Here is a 17,040-nt window from a genome sequence, read left to right as displayed (position 1 = left end):
GACCAATTCCGACGCCCATCGACTGATAACTCTTGACTATTTCGCCTATGATTATTCACGACGTTACAAATATTCGAGTCCGGTATTACGATACTGATCAGATGGGTATTGTCTATTACGGCAACTACGCCCGATTCTACGAAATTGGCCGGGTAGAGGCTCTTCGTCACCTGGGGCTCCCGTATAAAAAGATGGAAGAAGACGGCATTTCGATGCCCGTTTATGACCTCAGTTCCCGTTTTATACGACCCGCAAAATACGATGACCTGCTGACGATTCGTGTGACGATTCCGCAATTACCCAAGACCCGGTTGATGTTCAATTATGAGATTTTCAATCAGGATGGCCAGTTGCTCAATACCGGTCAGACTACGCTGGTTTTTGTCCGCAGCGATACGGGTCGCCCGTGCGCAGCGCCAACCGATTTAGTGGAAGCGGCCAAACCTTTTTTTGAATCATAGGTTAAAAATAGTCAGTAGTTACGGTCCGCCGTTGCGATCAGTCGATAGTGTTGACGATAACTTACGAATTACTACCGACTATTGACTGACGATTAAACAATCCGCTATGTTCGATAAAATAATGAGTATTAAGGCGTTGCGGAACACGCGCATCTGGATGCGTTCCCATCATCCCTTTAACTCAAAGAATAACTGGTATGCGTTTTTAAAGAGCATGTTTACCAAAATTGCCGAAAACGATACCACCGAACGCGCGGCTTCTGTATCCTATAGTCTGATTCTGGCAATCTTCCCCACGGTTATCTTTTTCTTTACGCTCATTCCCTACATTCCCATTCATGACCTCGAAGACCAGGTCATGGGATTTTTGAAGGAATTACTACCGGGCGATACGTTCAGTACGGTCAACACGACAATTCGCGATATTATCAGTCGTCCGCGGGGTGGCGTATTATCGTTAGGCTTCTTTCTGGCGCTGTATTCGGCCACGAGCGGCCTGGTGGCGCTCATGAATGCGTTTAACTCCTCCTACGAAACATCCGACAGGCGAGGCTTTTTTGAACTTCGGGGCGTAGCCATTTTACTAACAATTACCCTGGCCATTGCCCTCGTTCTGGCCATCATTGTCCTGATTATCGGGGGTATCGTGAGCGATTACCTCCTTAAATTTGGCATCCTCAACAATGTTATTTTCATTAATCTGCTGGCTATTGGGCGCTACCTGGTTGTCTTTGCCGTCTTTGTCGGCACGGTTTCAGTGATCTATCGTTTTGGGCCAGATGTGAATATGAAATGGGCCTTTATCATGCCGGGAGCCGTTACAGCCTCCCTGCTTATTGTGCTGACCACGCTGGGCTTTTCATACTACGTTTCCAACTTTGGGTCTTATAACAAACTCTATGGGTCTATTGGTACCCTTATTGCGTTGATGATCTGGATAAACCTTATTTCATTACTGCTCATTATTGGTTTTGACATGAACGTAGCACTTTACAATCTCGAAGGGGATAAAGACCCGAGTGTAGCCGAGAAAACAATGGATGCCAGTTCGACTAATTGACGGCAAGCCTGATCACACCAGCCACCCTTTCTACTCAATATTGCTTTTACGGCCAGGCTTGCCGACTTTTTTCCGCTTACTCAAAACTTGAACCGTTCCATTCGATATGCCCTTACTTTTGGGCTCATTAACAACGTATTAGCGTTAGATCAGTCAACTAATTCCGGCCTGATCCACCCATTTATTCTTTATGATTTCCGTTACTGGCCAATCCAATCCACTACCGATGAGTCCTTACCTCAATCGGATAAAACCCTGGGTGACCGTTATCTGCACGAGTTATAATCACGAAGCCTACGTAGAGCAGGCGCTCCAGTCAGTTGTAGAACAAGCGTATCCAAACGTTGAATTAATCGTTATCGACAACGGTAGCACCGATCATACAACCGAACGTATCGAGCAGTTCACGCAGCAGCATCCTGCCATTCGTTTCATCCGTAACGCGACCAATCAAGGGTTAAACCATGCCTTTAATCAGGGGTTAGCGCTGGCCGGAGGCCGATACGTAATCGACCTTTCGGCCGACGATGTGCTACTTCCAGGCCGCATTGCCAAACAAACCGAACTTTTCGAGCAGTTGGCCGGTCCTTACGCCGTTGTATTTTCCAACGCAGCCTATATTGATCCACAGGGCAAGAAAGTTGGACTTCACTACGCCGTTGATAACCTCGGTCACGCGTGTACGCCTGTCCCGTCGGGCAATGTCTTCCGAAACATTCTGGAATCCTATTTCATCTGTACGCCCACCATGATGATGCGCCGGGACGTACTGAATGAACTGGGCGGATATGACGAAACATTGACATACGAAGATTTTGATTTCTGGGTACGATCATCCCGACTTTACCGCTACGCCTATGTGGATGAAGTGTTAACGCTAAAACGGCAACTACCTGACTCGCTATCGGCGCAGGTATTATTGCCGGACAATAATCTGCTACGGTCAACGCTGGCGGTGTGCTACAAAGCCTTCGACCGCTGCCTCACTCCCGACGAATACCAGGCCTTAGCGGGACGTATCAGAAAATTTATGCGAAAAGCATTCTACGCTGAACAGTTTGACCTGGCCCTCCAATATGGCAAGCTCCTCCACCAAATTGTAAAGCCAGATTTGATGAGTTCGCTGGTTTTAGGTATGAGCCACCTGCACGTACCTGTCAACACGTTATATCGACACTACATAAAGTGGAAGGCAGCGGACCACTTATCGAAACCGGTTTAGTCAGTTATCCGTTATCCTAGTGAACAGGTATCAATGGACAAGCTTTTTATGCGTTTCCATTGCCGACCGTTCACAGATTAACTGCTCACTGAAAATGGCTGCTGAATTCATTAAACTGTATCCCAAAAACCCGGACCCGCGTCGGATTGAACATATTGTGAAAGCCCTGCGCGATGGGGCGGTTATTATTTACCCAACCGACACGATTTATGGTATGGGCTGCGACATTCATAATGCGCGTGCCGTTGAGCGCGTGGCTCGAATTAAGGGAATCAAACCGACTAAAAACGATTTTTCGTTCATTTGTTATGATTTGAGCCACATCGCCGACTATGCCCGGGTAAGCAATCAGGCATTTAAACTCATGAAAAAGATGTTGCCCGGCCCCTTTACGTTTATCCTTGAAGCCACTGGCAACGTACCAAAACTGCTGAATACGAATAAGAAAACCGTAGGTATTCGTGTTCCGGATAACGACATTCCACGTCAGATTGTGCATGAACTTGGTAACCCAATTATAACGACCTCGATCCGGGATGAGGATGAAATAATTGAGTATTCCACTGATCCTGAGTTGATTTTCGAGAAATTCCAGAATCAGGTAGATATTGTCATTGACGGCGGCTATGGCGGGAACGTAGCCTCGACCATAGTTGATGCCACGGATGATGACTTTTCGGTTATTCGTCAGGGGTTAGGTGAATTAGTACTTTGAAAAGTTACTTTAAGACTCTATACTTGCAACGTAGGGTTAATATTCCTTCAAAAAGGAATGTAACCCTTTTTTTATGAATCATCTATAACTTATCATATTAGTATGCGTTTTTCACTGGCCACATTCTCTTTAGTGGCTCTATGGCAACTCAGTAGTTGCTCTACTCAATCTAAACAGGACGATACGTCTAAAGCAGGTACCTCTATAACCAAAACATCGGCTGACACAGATACAACCGCTGATTCGTCGGAAACGGGTTCCATTTCGTCAACCCGAGCCGTTTCTACGGGCGACTCCACGCTCGACTCGCTGACTTATGCACCTCCTTCCGGCGCTCTGCTTCCCAAATACCGCATTTTTGCTTATTACGGTAACCCACACTCCAAGAAAATGGGCGCGTTGGGGAAATACCCTAAAGAGGAAATGCTGCAACGGCTTGACAATGAAATCAAAAACTGGCAAAAAGCCGATCCTGCTACGCCCATTCAACCCGCGCTTCACTTAGTCGCTACGTCGGCGCAGGGATTGCCGGGCAAGGATGGTGGCTACCGGATGCGGATGTCAGACAAAACCATCAAGAAAGTCCTGAAATGGGGGAATGAACATAAATCCCTTGTATTCCTGGACATTCAGCGCGGTCATGCTCCGCTTGGCCCAGAGATGGCGTATATGGAGAAATATCTTAAATTGCCATTCGTTCATCTGGGTATCGATCCGGAGTTCTCCATGGTAACGGGCGCAAAGCCCGGCACCAAAATTGGCAGTTACGATGCGGCTGACGTGAATCAGGCCGTGCAGTTTTTGAGCAAAATCGTTCGGGAAAATAAGCTCCCCCCTAAAGTACTGGTGGTACACCGCTTTACGCAGGGTATGATCAAGAACTATAAAAATATTAAACTCGACCCGAACGTCCAGATTGTCATGGACATGGATGGGTGGGGACCGCCGGTACTTAAAAAAGATTCGTATCACGATTATATTCAGAAAGAGCCTGTTCAGTACACAGGCTTCAAACTGTTCTACGAAAACGATTTTCGCAAACCAGGCTCCCGCATCATGACCCCCGAAGAAGTACTGGCGCTCGATCCAAAACCGATGTATATACAGTACCAATAACCTGATCTATTGATCAACCTGTAAATTATCGCAAAAAAGCCCTGGCAGCCTTGTCAGGGCTTTTTTGCGATAACGTGTTCTATAAAATCTACTAAGGAAGCAGACCATTTAGTAAGGCGAAACGAAGATAAAAGCAGAAAATTTTCACCGTTAAATCAAAAAATAATTCCAGCTGATCAAAACACCTGAATTCAGCGTCAAAACGTCTATATTCGGATCAATAAGGCCATTTTCCGAATAATCAGTATACACTAACCTTAGTGTAAATAATATGATTTTATCTATACATCGCTCTAGATAAGATCCTACAATTTGATTATCGTGATTTGCTTTATTACCTTGACGGCTGTAGCTCACCCTACGGTCTTATCATTACTTTTATCTTACCTATCAATCCCTTTTTTTATGTCAAACATTTTACAAAACAAAAGTCTGATTGCACTCGTAATTAGCCTCCTGCTCTGGAAACCGTTTATTGGTTTTGGGCAAACTACACTCAAGGAAGCGGCCAAAACGGCCAAACTCACACCTGCGCTGTTTAACATTCAGACCAAAGGAACGGTCCAGAAAAGTAGTAACCTCCGGCAAGCGGCTCCATCGGATGGCGTCCTGGTGGAAGACAACACCAGCGGTCTGACGAGGGTGGATCGTACCATCGTTCGTGATGGCAAAATTGCCATTGAAGCCATCTCAAATGATGCTGATGGACAGGCTCTTCTTAACGAACTGCAAGCCATGGGGCTGACGGGTGGTAAGTATTTTCAGCGTATCGTTTTCGGCTATTTCCCCATCAACAAATTAGATCAGCTAAAAAACGTGGCTAGTCTGCACGTAGCACGGCCTTCCTATGCTCCGCTCCGGAATGCAGGAAAAGTTAACTCTCAGGGTGATAAAGCCATGCGGTCCGACGTTGCCCGGCAAACATTTAACGTAACGGGAGCTGGCAATAAAGTCGGAGTTTTATCTGATTCGTACAATGCGCTGGGGGGAGCACCTGATGGCGTAGCCTCCGGCGATTTACCCCCTAATGTTCAGGTACTGGAAGAGATTGATGATCTAACTAATGGCTCAGACGAAGGTCGGGCTATGGCCGAAATCGTTCATGATGTGGCTCCCGGTGCAGACATCGCGTTCAATTCGGCATTTAATGGTCAGGTCGGTTTTGCACTTGGTATTATAAACCTGGCCAAAGTCGGTTGCAATATTATTGTAGATGATATCTTCTATTTTGCAGAGCCATTTTTTCAGGACGGTATTATTGCGCAAGCTGTCGACTACGTGAAATCTCGTAACGTCACGTACTTTTCGTCGGCCGGTAATTCTGCCCGTAAATCCTATACCAGCCAATTCCTGAATTCAGGCAGACCAAGCCCAAGCAGTCGTACTTTTACAGTGGAAGGCCAGGCACACGATTTTGGTAATGGCGCGATAACCCAAAAAATTACGATTCCAGCGGGTGGTGAATTTTTCCCTATTTTCCAGTGGAGTGATCCTTTCTACTCGACTAGCATAGAACAGGGTAGCCCTAAAGGTGCTCAGACTGATATGGACATTTATGTTTACTATCAGGGTGCGCTCCAGTTGGGCTTGTCGAGTTTTTCAAATAATCTGAACGATGATCCAATCGAAGGCGTCGACATTGTTAACAACTCAAGGGCTCCAATTGAAATTGAAATTGCCTTTGTAAAATATGCAGGTCCTGATCCAAAGCTTATTAAGTGGATCGATTATGGCTCCGGTGCTACGTATCAGTTTGCGACGAACAGCAGTACAACGGTTGGTCACGCCAATGCCGCCGGTGCTATTGCCGTTGGTGCGGTTCGCTGGTCTCAAACACCCGAATACAACCCTGCTTTGCAGGCTCCTGTTATTGAGACGTTCTCTTCGGCTGGTGGTACGCCCATTCTATTTACAACCTATGGGCAACCAATCCCGTCGGTTACCCGGCTGAAGCCCGAAATTTCAGCAGCTGATGGCGGCAATACTACGTTCTTTGGCCAGGCATTTCCGGGTGGCGATGGGGATAATTTCCCGAACTTCTTCGGAACTTCGGCAGCGGCTCCTCATGCAGCGGCAGTAGCGGCACTGCTTCAGGAAAAAACTAAAAATAGCCTGTCACCCGACGAGGTGCTGTTACGCCTGCGAACGACGGCTATTGATATGGATGATCCATTGACACCTGGATTCGATACCGGCTTTGACTTCCGCACGGGCTTTGGTTTTATTCAGGCTGATAAAGCACTCACCTTTGGTCAACCCCTGGTTATTCTTCAACCACTTTACGACTGCCAGACGGGTAAGATAACGATCCTGACCAGTGGTGGTAATGGTTCGCCGATCACGTTCACCATCCCCGGCGTTATCCGCACCTCGCCTACCAGCACAACCGGGATTGTGGAAGCGGGATTACGTAATGACCCGAAAAACCTGATCATTACGGCGATGCAGGGTAGTGTGAAAGTGGTATATGACTTCAACTTTGACTCGTACTGCAAAAATCAGAACAGAGCCCGTGTAGCGGCCAATGAGCTGAGCAGCAATTTGCAGGTGATGGTAAAAGGGAACCCAATTGCTACCGACCGGGTAGAGATTGAGGTGAGAGGTGTAGAAGGCCAACCTCTTAAACTACAGGTTAGCAACAGCCTGGGTGAATTAACCGGCAGCCAGTCGATAGAAATGGCTGAAGCCGTAGAAAGCCACAGAGTGTCGCTTGGCCGTGCTCCGGGCTTGTATTTCCTGCAAGTGAGCACCCCAACACAAACCAAGACGGTTAAAATCATTCGTCACCAATAGGGAGTAATTCGCGCATAAAGTTTTTGACACGTACGCTTTTTCTCTAATGAGCATATAGCTCTTTCATAAGGCTACTCAACTGTTGAGTAGCCTTATTTTTCTTACCTAGTTCTGAAGAAGCTGAAGTTTTCGAAGTTCATCGATCGGGTTGCTTTCCCGCTCGGGCATAGCGTAAAGTTGCCTGCATTCAGCGTTGTATTCTTCCTCAACATTTTCTCACACATAGGGCTATGGGCGCTGAAACCGTAGAGCCGTTAGCTAGGCTATAGGCCGATAAATTAGTGGCTGATGAATTGGAAGCGACTAGAAATAGATTTCAGCTAAATCTCGAACCATAATGCCCAAAGATCTTCGAACGTTATCACCCTTCAGCGGACTACACTAATTTCTTCTCGTAAGCCATAAACCGCAGACCGGGTCGGAAACCAAGGGTAATTTCTCCGGCGTATTGATAGCCTAATTTGGGGAAAAGTTTTTGAGTAGCCTGGTTCTCAGAATTCGTATCAATACGCAGGAATAAGATGCTCCGATCAATTGCCAACTGCTCGGCCTGAGCCAGGAGTGCAGCCGCTACGCCCTGCCCGCGAAATGCTGGGTCTACGGCCAGCCGATGCGTTACAATAGCCCGCTGGCTGAGATCGAAGCCAACCTGCGCATATTCGGGTTCCTGGTCTTCGGTTAGGGCAGCCAGACCAGCAATTTGACCATCTATATCGGCAACCCAAAGCTGTCCTTTGGCGATGTCCTGACCAAAAACGGTTTCGTTCGGATAATGGGCATCCCACTGAAAGTTACCGGCTTCGTGCATCAGCGGAACGATACGTTGAATAAGGGTCATTAGCGCCGGAAGATCGGCAGTAGTCGCTTGGCGGACGGTCATTGGGTGTAAATTGATAATTCACCGCAAGTAAGGTATTTTGCGGATAGTTAACCAAAACCAGGACAGCTATGGAACTGGAATTTCCGGTTGTATTGAAGAAACTGGAGATGATGACGGATGACGAGTCCTTTCTGTTCTGCCGGGCCAATGATTCTCTTGAATTAGAACGGGATAAATACAGAAATATACTAATTCTGTCACCAACTGGATCGAAAACAGGTTTGCGTACTGTTACGCTTGTGGGCGAATTGTACGCCTGGAATAAATATAATGAATCAGGCTATGTGTTTGACTCATCGACGGGTTTCAAATTACCCAATGGCGCGACGCGTTCGCCCGATGTTGCCTGGATTCAAAAAGAACGCTGGGACGTAATTCCAGAAGAACAGCAGGAAAAATTTGCGCCCATCTGCCCGGACTCCATCATCGAACTTCGTTCCGCCAGTGACGATCTAAAATACCTTCAGGATAAAATGGAGGAGTATCGTGAAAACGGCTGCCGGTTGGGCTGGTTAATCGACCGAAAATCGCAACAGGTATTTATCTATCGCCCTCAGCAACCTGTCGAAATTGTGTCTTCATTTACTCAAGAATTATCGGGTGAAAACGTATTGACCGGCTTCACTTTTGATTTAACGTTGTTGACACGTTAGAGTCATTTACTCTGCTCCTGTTTCAACATTTCAACCACCAGCGTCAATTCGTTGACCGTCGTTTCAGGATCGCCGGAGTAGCCGACGTGTCGGTAGCGCACACGACCGTTAGGGCCAATTACCACTTTAGTCGGAATACCCAGCACTTTGTAGGATTTGGCAACTTTCTGTTGCGTATCGAGGGGCACGACAAATGGATACGGATTCTTGTTCATGAAATTATGCACGCGCTGTAGCGGTCCACCTTCGCGTGTGTTAACGAACAGGAATTTAACGTTTTCGTCGTTCTGGAAACGCGTTTGGGCTTCCTGCATAGCCGGAAATGAAGCCACGCACGGCCCACACCAGGTTGCCCAGAAATCCAGCACCACCACCTTGCCCCGCAACGCCGACGATGAAATAGTCCGACCCTTCAGATCGGTGAGCGAGAAGGCGGGCGCCGGTTCATTAATGAGCAATTGCCGTAGTTCGTCCATTTGCTCAGCTTTCAGATCGGATTCAAGATCGGCTAGATAGGCATCCGCTTTGGCAACGGTGTTGCCGGGTTGTTTTGCATACCAGTCGCGCAGGGTTGATTTAAGGGAAGGTGCCGCTTTGCCAACCTGTACGGCAGATTCAATGAACGGGCGGGCATCATTAGCGTGGTTAGTACGTAGCGCGCTAAGGAAATAGCGCTCATTGGTACGTGGGTCGCTATTCTCTACATCCTCGGGATTGATAACGTCCTGATAGGCCGTATAGGCTTCGGTGTATTTTTCCTGTTGCAGTAGCGCCAAAGCATAGGCGTTCATCAGATGCCGGTGCCGAACTTGTTTTTCGACTTCCCAGTTACCCGTTACGCTGGCTGGTTTTGGCTGCGTTTTTAGCACAGCTATACCTCGTTTGGCCAACTGCTCCGCTTCGGGTAGCGACCGGCGTTCTTCGGCCAGTTGATTCGCCATTGTGCTCAACATCAGTACATCAATTTGCGCCGGAGATTGCTGATCGACGAACGTCAACAGCCCCTTGATGTCGTTATTTTTAAAATATCCATCCGTCATCATAACTGTCAGCGCGGGCAGGAGCGTGGACGTTGGAAAATCTTTGGCGAAGGCCAGGTAAGCCGTTTTTTTGCGGGTCCAATCGGTTTCGTTTCGAATCGCCATCGAGCGATCTTTCTGCATAAGCGAACCCGCCGGATCTACCGCTTTCTGACGTTCCCGGAGGGCGTTAGCCTTTGGAAAATCGCCAATGCTTTCATACAACTGCGCGCCATCCATCAACTCGGCAACGGTTGGCGTGGGCCGGGAAGCCAGATACGACTCGATGCCGGCTTTTACTTTTGGGCCATAGCCGGGTTTCTTCTGTTTTACCAGCGCGGCCAGATAATCGGCCCAATATTGCGGGCGTACCTCAGGATTTAGCCGCATTTCATGCTCATACAACGTAGCAACCCAGTTTGGATCAGAGCGGGCACCAGCTTCGTATAGATAGTGACTGCGGGTAAAAACGGATGCCTGTCCGCCAATGGCATGAGGAACCGTTCGACCCGATGCATCACAAATCGGGATTACGTAAAGCTGACCTTTATTGACATCGGTGCGATTCGGCAGTTTACTGTTTCGGAACAGCAACATAGTTCCGGTAACCTCTTTGGCCGAAGCGGGCAATTGCCCTACATAGTCGTTGCCCTGCCGAACCAACGTAACGGTTGCTGGTCGGCTAAGTTGCATCATGTTGGGAGCACCATACCGAACGTAGCGGCCTTCGAGCATGCTGTCTTTGGCCAACGGCGTCGTTTGGGGCGAATACGTAAAGGAAACGGGTTGCCCTGCCTGCGGCTTCTCCGGCGAAAAACAGAATTGGGCAGTAGCCAAAAAATGGGGCGCTATAAATAGAAGGCTGAAAAAACTAAGGGTAGATCGCATAACTGTCTAATTATCTATTTACACCATTACTGGTTCTTCTTTTTGCACGGGTTTCGACACCGCCCATAAGCCTACAAACGTAAATAAGCCATTGAGCAGCAGCCGTTCAAAGCCAAACTGATACCCGCCAAACCAGGCCGCCGAATTCTCATTGACAATGTAGGTGAACACGGGAGAGGCCAGACAAATGAACGGTACAACGCGATCCATAACCGGGCGTTTGCTGAAAATACCAAAGGCATAAAGTCCCAAAAGCGGCCCGTAGGTATAACCCGCAATGTCGAAAACGGCTGTAATAACTTCCTTGCTGTTGAGTTGCCGGAAAACGATGATGACAACGTAGAACAACAGCGAAAACCCAATATGAACAATTTGTTTAATACGCGATCGCTCAACCTCGGGGCGTTTTTCAACATTCATAAAATCCACGCAAAACGAAGTCGTTAGGGCGGTTAGGGCTGAATCGGCGCTGGCATACGTAGCGGCTGTGATGCCAAGCAGGAACGTAATACCAACCACTAAGCCGAGGTGATTCAGCGCAAGCATGGGGTATAAATCATCGGTTTTTGTTGGAATGGCAATACCCTCGCGTTGCGCATAAACGTACAATAACACGCCGAGTGACAGAAACATGAAGTTGACAAATACCAGCGTAACCGTAAACCAGAACATATTTTTCTGAGCCTCACCGATGTTCTTGCACGTCAGGTTTTTCTGCATCAGATCTTGATCCAGACCCGTCATGACAATGGCAATGAAAGCCCCGGAAATGAACTGTTTAAAGAAATTCTTGGGGTCGTTGGCATCCCAATAAAACACCTGCGACATCGGACTGGCTTTCACGGTCTGCACCAACTCACCAAACGAGAGGCCCAATTCCTTTGAAATCAGAATGATCGTCAACACCACCGCCGTAACCAGAAACACCGTTTGGAGCGTATCGGTCACAATAATCGTTTTAACGCCCCCTTTGAAGGTATACACCCAAATCAGGCCAATTGTAATCAGCACCGACACCTCAAACGGGATGCCCAGCGCATTGAATAGGGCAATCTGCAATACGCCAGCCGCTACGTAGAGCCGAACCGCCGAGCCAACTGTACGGGCCAGTAGAAAGAACCCCGCCCCGGTTTTATAGGACCAGAATCCGAAGCGTTTTTCGAGGTATCCGTAGATGGAAATAAGGTTTAACCGGTAGTAGAGCGGCATCAGCACCGTACCGATCACGATATAGCCGATAATGTAGCCCAGCACGACCTGAAAGTATGAAAACCCGATCTTTCCGACCGCACCCGGTACGGAAATGAACGTAACGCCGGAAAGCGACGTACCGATCATACCAAAAGCCACTAACCACCAGGGCGACTGTCGGTTAGCGGTAAAAAAAGCGTTGGTGTCAGCTCCGCGGGCGGTGTAGAAAGAAACAGCAATCAGCATCCCGAAATAGGCAATCAGGATCACTAAAGCGAGGGTGGTATTCATGCGAAATAAGGCAACTTTTCAGGCCAGAAAGGGGTTCTTTTAATACACGGCAATGGTTTTAAAGATGGCCATTTTACCGTAAATTTGCTAAGTAAACACGCTTTTAACTCCCATGCAACCTTTTGAAGAAAACGATTGGTCGACCAATGTAGATGTACTCGACGAAGTAGTTGAAACCGACGTTCATAACCTCGTGGTCTTCAATGATGAAGTCAATACGTTCGACCACGTAATCGAAACATTGATAGATGTCTGCGCGCATACGCCCGAACAGGCCGAGCAATGTACGCTCCTGATTCATTATAAAGGCAAATGCTCTGTAAAGAACGGATCATGGGAAGAACTCGTCCCAATGCGTAACGAAATTTGCCGTCGGGGAATCTCAGCGGAAGTGTTAAACTAATGATGAACTATGAATTATGAATGATTTACCAAAGCGGTGATTTGTGTTCGTAATTCATCATTTATCATTCATAATCGCACCGGCGACCCGGTCATCATTCTCTTGGAGTATCCATCCAAACTTATAGAAGACGCAGTCAACGAGGTGTCGAAGCTGCCGGGAATCGGGAAGAAAACCGCCCTCCGGCTGGTTTTGCATCTCCTCAAACGCGATGAAGAACAAACCGAAACGCTGGCCCAGAGTCTAACGGCCATGCGGACGAAGGTTAAATATTGTCGCAAATGCCATAACCTGTCGGATAATGATCTCTGCACGATCTGCGCCAGTATGAAGCGCGATCAGTCGCTGATTTGCGTGGTGGAAGATACCCGCGACGTACTGGCCATTGAAAATACCGCCCAATATAAAGGCTTGTATCATGTGCTGGGGGGCATTATCTCGCCCGTCGAAGGAATCGGCCCAAGCGACTTACAGATTGACTCACTCATGACACGCCTGCGTGGGGCAGAGAGCGAACAGGTGCGGGAAATTATTCTGGCTATTAGTCCCACAATGGAAGGCGATACAACTGCTTTTTATCTCCAGAAAAAGCTAAGGCCCTTCAACCTCAAAATCTCGACGATTGCGCGGGGCGTTCCTATCGGGGGCGACCTCGAATATGCGGATGAAGTCACGCTCGGACGTAGCATTCTGAGCCGGATTGCCTATGACTAAAACGGTTGTTTGGCTTTGTAAGACTCAACACCGTTTATAAACCGCAAAAACTCGTTTCTTTGCGTTTGTGACTGGAATTTCATTGAACATTCGCCCACTTAGCGCGTTTTGTTTAGTGGACCTTTGGTCGCAGACGCATTTTTGTTTTCTTACAAACCAACATTCGCATGAATCGCTCCGAGTTTTTGAAATTGGCCTTTGGTGCTTCGGCCGGGCTGGTTGCTTTCCGCTCTTTTGGCTTTTCGCCTACGCAGGCAGAAGGCCCATTCAAGCTGGCTCCGCTACCCTTTGATGCCGGTGCGCTCGAACCGCACATTGATAAAATGACGATGGAAATCCACCACGATAAGCATCATAAAGCGTATGTGGACAACCTAAACAAAGCCGTCGCCGGAACCGACATGGCCAAGATGGACATTGATGCCTTAGTTAAAAGTGTGAGCAGCACTACGCCCCCCGCCGTACGTAACAATGCGGGTGGTCATTGGAACCACACGTTCTTTTGGAATATCATGGGGCCTAATGCCGGTGGTGCGCCAAAAGGTACGTTGGCCGATGCCATTAATAAGAAATACACGTCGTTCGACAATTTCAAAACGGAGTGGGGTAAAGCCGCTACGGGTCGTTTTGGTTCCGGCTGGGTGTGGCTCATCAAGAATGGTAACGACGTCGAAATTATCTCGACGCCTAATCAGGATAACCCCTTGATGGCGCTGGCCGAGAAAAAAGGTACACCCGTTCTGGGGCTGGATGTGTGGGAACACGCGTACTACCTAAAATACCAGAACCGTCGGCCAGAATACGTAACGGCTTTCTGGAATGTAGTTGACTGGAATAAAGTCGGAAAGAACTTCGGAGCATAGTTGAAGATATATTATATGACGCAACCCTTTGCGTCTCCTTTGCCGGATGGTTTTATTAATTACCATTGCTGAGGCACAGGAGACGCAAGGGGTTGCGTCTCTACGTTTGTTTATGTAAACTTTTGTATTTTTGCAAAAAATAGTTTAGTCCATGTTATCAGAAGAATTATACAACGAAATTCCGTCATTAGACTTGGCGGATTTTACCTCAGGCGATCCTGAACGCAAAGCCCGTTTTGTGCAGGATCTGGGTAGGGCGTTTAATCAAATCGGTTTTGTTGCTATTCGCAATCACGGTTTAACTGAGGACTTGACTAAGCGGCTGTACGATTCAGCACAGGCTTTTTTCTCATCGCCTGATTCCCTGAAACAGAAATATGAACACCCGGAACTGAATGGCCAGCGTGGCTACATCGGGAAGGGAAAGGAAACCGCCAAAGGATTTAAAGTGGCGGATTTAAAAGAATTTTACCACATTGGTCAGCCAGAACCAGAAGGCGATATGCCCGGTAACGTACTGCCGGAGGAATTTCCTGAGTTTAGTGAAGCGACATTAACCGCTTACAGAACACTGGAGAATGCTGGCAAGCAACTACTACGTGCCATTGCGCTCTATCTGGAGCTCCCCGAAAATTATTTTGACGATAAAGTAAAGAACGGCGACAGTATTTTGCGGGCGTTGCATTATTTCCCGCTTGATCCCGACACCACCCCCGATGGTGCCGTGCGGGCTGCCGCTCATGGTGATATTAACCTCATCACGTTGCTGATGGGCGCTTCGGCCGATGGGCTGGAAGTGCTACGTCGTGATGGTAAATGGATTGGCATTACGGCCCTGCCCGACCAGGTTGTGGTGAACGTCGGCGATATGCTTGACCGACTGACCAACCACAAACTAAAATCGACCATTCACCAGGTGGTGAACCCGCCCCGGGAGAAGATGAATCAGTCGCGGTACTCGATCCCCTTCTTTATGCATCCACGCGCCGATATGGATCTGACCAGTCTGGAAAGTTGCATTGATGCGCAACACCCCAAAATATATGTGAACATGACAGCAGGTGAGTTTCTGGACGAGCGGCTGATGGAACTTGGTCTGAAAAAAGCGTAAATGCGTACAACTTCCAAGTTGGCGACCCAGCCTGGAAGTTGACTAGACTGCCTCTCCCGATCGCATCCTATGCTGCCTCACCTGCCAACCGTTAAGCCCGTACGTCGAATCCGGTACATTATCTTTCTGAAAGATGTGCTGGTTCTTGCACTGACGACGTTTGGTGGGCCGCAGGTTCATCTGGCCATGTTTCATGAGCGGCTTGTTCTAAAACGACGATACCTGACGGAAGATGAGTTGCTCGAACTGAATGCGCTTGGACAAGTGCTCCCCGGACCAACCTCAACCCAGACGATTACGGCCATTGGTTTTAAATTTGGTGGACCGAATCTGGCTTACATTACGCTGCTCATCTGGATACTCCCCGCTGTAAGCATCATGATAGCTGCCGGGATGGGCATCTATTATCTGGAAAGACACCAGCTGTCACTTCAGTTTACCCGATTCATTCAACCTATGGCCGTCGGCTTTATGATTGTGGCGGGGTATCGAATTGGTCGGAAAGTCATAAAAAATCAAGTCAGTCTGGCGCTGGCCCTAACGGCGGTTTTGGTAGGCTACGTTTTTCGGTCACCAGTGATGACCCCTATTGTGATCGCTGTTGGTGGCCTCACGACGGCACTGACCTACGAAAAACAGGAACGAATGGAAAAGAAGCCCCTGCGTGTGCAGTGGGCTAATTTTTTTTTATGGCTGGGTGTATTCATTGCGGCAGCTGGCCTGGGGGCTATCACGCAGTCGTTGCCGGTGCGCTTGTTTGAAAATTTTTACCGTAACGGCAGCTTCGTGTTTGGGGGAGGCCAGGTATTGACGCCCATGCTCTACAACGAATTTGTGGCCTTCAAACATTACCTGACGCGTGAGGAGTTTCTGTCCGGACTGGGCTTAGTGCAGGCCGTACCAGGGCCCGTTTTCGCGTTTGCCTCCTACATTGGAGTGCTATCCATGCGTGATGCCGGTATGCATGGACAACTGTGGGGCGGACTCGTCTCGACAGTCGGTATCTTTCTGCCGGGCACGTTCCTTATTTTTTTCGTGTACCGCTTCTGGGAGCAACTAAAACGCTACCGGGTTGTGCGGGCTTCTTTAGGCGGCATTAATGCGGCCAGTACGGGTCTGACGGCGGCTGCCGCTATCGCCCTATTCGAACCTATGGCTGCCCACTGGCCATCAGTAGTGGTGGTATTGGTAACGATCGGTGTACTCTTATATACCAAAATTCCCCCTTATATACTGATTCTGGGGGGCTTACTGGCGGGGATTATTATCTGAGCGATAGGCCCTATTTATTTCCATACGACCGAAACGACAATAATCGAAAGCGCCAGCAAAAGCTGAACGGCTACTTTAAGCGTGAACGGCTGCCCAAAATGAAGCGGATATAGGATAGCTCCGGCAAATACGCCCGTAACGAAAAACAGAAATCGATTCGACCACATGGACCCATTAAATCCTTCAACACCGTATTTGGATGCTTTTATCCAAAGCCAGGTACAAACTATCGCTAGTAAATAAGGCATCGGTGAGCGAATCCATTTATCCGATTTGAATTGCCAGTACATGATGTACCAATGCCCGAATGAACCGATTAGAAAGAGAATAACAGCGGCACCTATTTTCGAAAAATCCATAGCCAACTCCTTAAAACTGTTTCATAATT

16 protein-coding genes are annotated in these 17,040 nt (G+C 48.2%); 12 read left to right on the top strand and 4 right to left on the bottom strand.

Annotated elements, in window-relative coordinates; genetic code table 11:
- Positions 1–47 precede the first annotated feature (47 nt).
- From BM202_RS09045 to BM202_RS09020, 6 genes are all read left to right on the top strand, one after another.
- Complete coding sequence (locus BM202_RS09045) at positions 48–461, top strand: acyl-CoA thioesterase (protein ID WP_093825074.1); 414 nt, start codon at positions 48–50, stop codon at positions 459–461.
- A 106-nt stretch (positions 462–567) separates the two neighbouring features.
- Positions 568–1,521 carry a YihY/virulence factor BrkB family protein gene (locus BM202_RS09040; protein WP_093825072.1) on the top strand — a complete coding sequence of 318 codons (954 nt, stop codon included), beginning with the start codon at positions 568–570 and terminating at the stop codon, positions 1,519–1,521.
- A 190-nt stretch (positions 1,522–1,711) separates the two neighbouring features.
- Positions 1,712–2,743 carry a glycosyltransferase family 2 protein gene (locus BM202_RS09035; protein ID WP_245776588.1) on the top strand — a complete coding sequence of 344 codons (1,032 nt, stop codon included), beginning with the start codon at positions 1,712–1,714 and terminating at the stop codon, positions 2,741–2,743.
- Between the two features lie 94 nt (positions 2,744–2,837).
- Complete coding sequence (locus BM202_RS09030) at positions 2,838–3,458, top strand: L-threonylcarbamoyladenylate synthase (protein WP_093825070.1); 621 nt, start codon at positions 2,838–2,840, stop codon at positions 3,456–3,458.
- A gap of 102 nt (positions 3,459–3,560) precedes the next feature.
- The gene (locus BM202_RS09025) at positions 3,561–4,574 is read left to right on the top strand and encodes a hypothetical protein (protein WP_245776587.1); all 1,014 of its coding nucleotides are present in this window, start codon (positions 3,561–3,563) and stop codon (positions 4,572–4,574) included.
- Positions 4,575–4,979: 405 nt separating this feature from the next.
- Entirely contained in the window at positions 4,980–7,367 is a 2,388-nt protein-coding gene (locus BM202_RS09020; protein WP_093825068.1) for a S8 family peptidase, read from the top strand.
- A gap of 376 nt (positions 7,368–7,743) precedes the next feature.
- On the opposite strand, the gene BM202_RS09015 is transcribed toward BM202_RS09020, so the two are convergent.
- Positions 7,744–8,247, bottom strand: coding sequence for a GNAT family N-acetyltransferase (locus BM202_RS09015; protein ID WP_093825066.1), 504 nt, complete (start codon positions 8,245–8,247; stop codon positions 7,744–7,746).
- Positions 8,248–8,315: 68 nt separating this feature from the next.
- Here BM202_RS09015 and BM202_RS09010 point away from each other — a divergent pair, with 68 nt between their 5' ends.
- Positions 8,316–8,900 (top strand): Uma2 family endonuclease, encoded by a 585-nt coding sequence (locus BM202_RS09010; RefSeq protein WP_093825064.1) that lies wholly within the window; start codon positions 8,316–8,318, stop codon positions 8,898–8,900.
- Between the two features lie 2 nt (positions 8,901–8,902).
- Here BM202_RS09010 and BM202_RS09005 read toward each other — a convergent pair whose 3' ends face one another.
- Complete coding sequence (locus BM202_RS09005) at positions 8,903–10,807, bottom strand: TlpA family protein disulfide reductase (RefSeq protein WP_093825062.1); 1,905 nt, start codon at positions 10,805–10,807, stop codon at positions 8,903–8,905.
- Positions 10,808–10,825: 18 nt separating this feature from the next.
- Positions 10,826–12,289, bottom strand: coding sequence for a sodium:solute symporter (locus BM202_RS09000; RefSeq protein WP_093825060.1), 1,464 nt, complete (start codon positions 12,287–12,289; stop codon positions 10,826–10,828).
- Positions 12,290–12,401: 112 nt separating this feature from the next.
- Here BM202_RS09000 and BM202_RS08995 point away from each other — a divergent pair, with 112 nt between their 5' ends.
- From BM202_RS08995 to chrA, 5 genes are all read left to right on the top strand, one after another.
- Positions 12,402–12,692 (top strand): ATP-dependent Clp protease adaptor ClpS, encoded by a 291-nt coding sequence (locus tag BM202_RS08995; RefSeq protein ID WP_093825058.1) that lies wholly within the window; start codon positions 12,402–12,404, stop codon positions 12,690–12,692.
- Positions 12,693–12,794: 102 nt separating this feature from the next.
- The gene (gene recR / locus BM202_RS08990) at positions 12,795–13,406 is read left to right on the top strand and encodes a recombination mediator RecR (protein ID WP_093825216.1); all 612 of its coding nucleotides are present in this window, start codon (positions 12,795–12,797) and stop codon (positions 13,404–13,406) included.
- Between the two features lie 167 nt (positions 13,407–13,573).
- Positions 13,574–14,269 (top strand): superoxide dismutase, encoded by a 696-nt coding sequence (locus tag BM202_RS08985; RefSeq protein WP_093825057.1) that lies wholly within the window; start codon positions 13,574–13,576, stop codon positions 14,267–14,269.
- Between the two features lie 151 nt (positions 14,270–14,420).
- Positions 14,421–15,380 (top strand): isopenicillin N synthase family dioxygenase, encoded by a 960-nt coding sequence (locus tag BM202_RS08980; RefSeq protein WP_093825055.1) that lies wholly within the window; start codon positions 14,421–14,423, stop codon positions 15,378–15,380.
- A gap of 69 nt (positions 15,381–15,449) precedes the next feature.
- Positions 15,450–16,652: a chromate efflux transporter gene (gene chrA, locus BM202_RS08975; RefSeq protein WP_093825053.1), complete on the top strand. Its 1,203-nt coding sequence runs from the start codon at positions 15,450–15,452 to the stop codon at positions 16,650–16,652.
- Between the two features lie 14 nt (positions 16,653–16,666).
- Here the strand turns inward: chrA and BM202_RS08970 are convergent, their stop codons facing one another.
- Positions 16,667–17,011 (bottom strand): hypothetical protein, encoded by a 345-nt coding sequence (locus BM202_RS08970; RefSeq protein ID WP_093825051.1) that lies wholly within the window; start codon positions 17,009–17,011, stop codon positions 16,667–16,669.
- Between the last annotated feature and the right edge of the window lie 29 nt (positions 17,012–17,040).

This window comes from Spirosoma endophyticum (assembly GCF_900112365.1).
Classification (GTDB): domain Bacteria; phylum Bacteroidota; class Bacteroidia; order Cytophagales; family Spirosomataceae; genus Spirosoma; species Spirosoma endophyticum.
Note: the sequence above shows the minus strand (reverse complement) of the source record. Positions and strands in the feature narration are given on the sequence as shown.

Bases quoted from the DNA above. Each gene is read 5' to 3' on its own strand.
- BM202_RS09045 (WP_093825074.1), top strand. From the start codon at position 48: ATGATTATTCACGACGTTACAAATATTCGAGTCCGGTATTACGATACT.
- BM202_RS09040 (WP_093825072.1), top strand. From the start codon at position 568: ATGTTCGATAAAATAATGAGTATTAAGGCGTTGCGGAACACGCGCATC.
- BM202_RS09035 (WP_245776588.1), top strand. From the start codon at position 1,712: ATGATTTCCGTTACTGGCCAATCCAATCCACTACCGATGAGTCCTTAC.
- BM202_RS09030 (WP_093825070.1), top strand. From the start codon at position 2,838: ATGGCTGCTGAATTCATTAAACTGTATCCCAAAAACCCGGACCCGCGT.
- BM202_RS09025 (WP_245776587.1), top strand. From the start codon at position 3,561: ATGCGTTTTTCACTGGCCACATTCTCTTTAGTGGCTCTATGGCAACTC.
- BM202_RS09020 (WP_093825068.1), top strand. From the start codon at position 4,980: ATGTCAAACATTTTACAAAACAAAAGTCTGATTGCACTCGTAATTAGC.
- BM202_RS09015 (WP_093825066.1), bottom strand. From the start codon at position 8,247: ATGACCGTCCGCCAAGCGACTACTGCCGATCTTCCGGCGCTAATGACC.
- BM202_RS09010 (WP_093825064.1), top strand. From the start codon at position 8,316: ATGGAACTGGAATTTCCGGTTGTATTGAAGAAACTGGAGATGATGACG.
- BM202_RS09005 (WP_093825062.1), bottom strand. From the start codon at position 10,807: ATGCGATCTACCCTTAGTTTTTTCAGCCTTCTATTTATAGCGCCCCAT.
- BM202_RS09000 (WP_093825060.1), bottom strand. From the start codon at position 12,289: ATGAATACCACCCTCGCTTTAGTGATCCTGATTGCCTATTTCGGGATG.
- BM202_RS08995 (WP_093825058.1), top strand. From the start codon at position 12,402: ATGCAACCTTTTGAAGAAAACGATTGGTCGACCAATGTAGATGTACTC.
- BM202_RS08985 (WP_093825057.1), top strand. From the start codon at position 13,574: ATGAATCGCTCCGAGTTTTTGAAATTGGCCTTTGGTGCTTCGGCCGGG.
- BM202_RS08980 (WP_093825055.1), top strand. From the start codon at position 14,421: ATGTTATCAGAAGAATTATACAACGAAATTCCGTCATTAGACTTGGCG.
- chrA (WP_093825053.1), top strand. From the start codon at position 15,450: ATGCTGCCTCACCTGCCAACCGTTAAGCCCGTACGTCGAATCCGGTAC.
- BM202_RS08970 (WP_093825051.1), bottom strand. From the start codon at position 17,011: ATGGATTTTTCGAAAATAGGTGCCGCTGTTATTCTCTTTCTAATCGGT.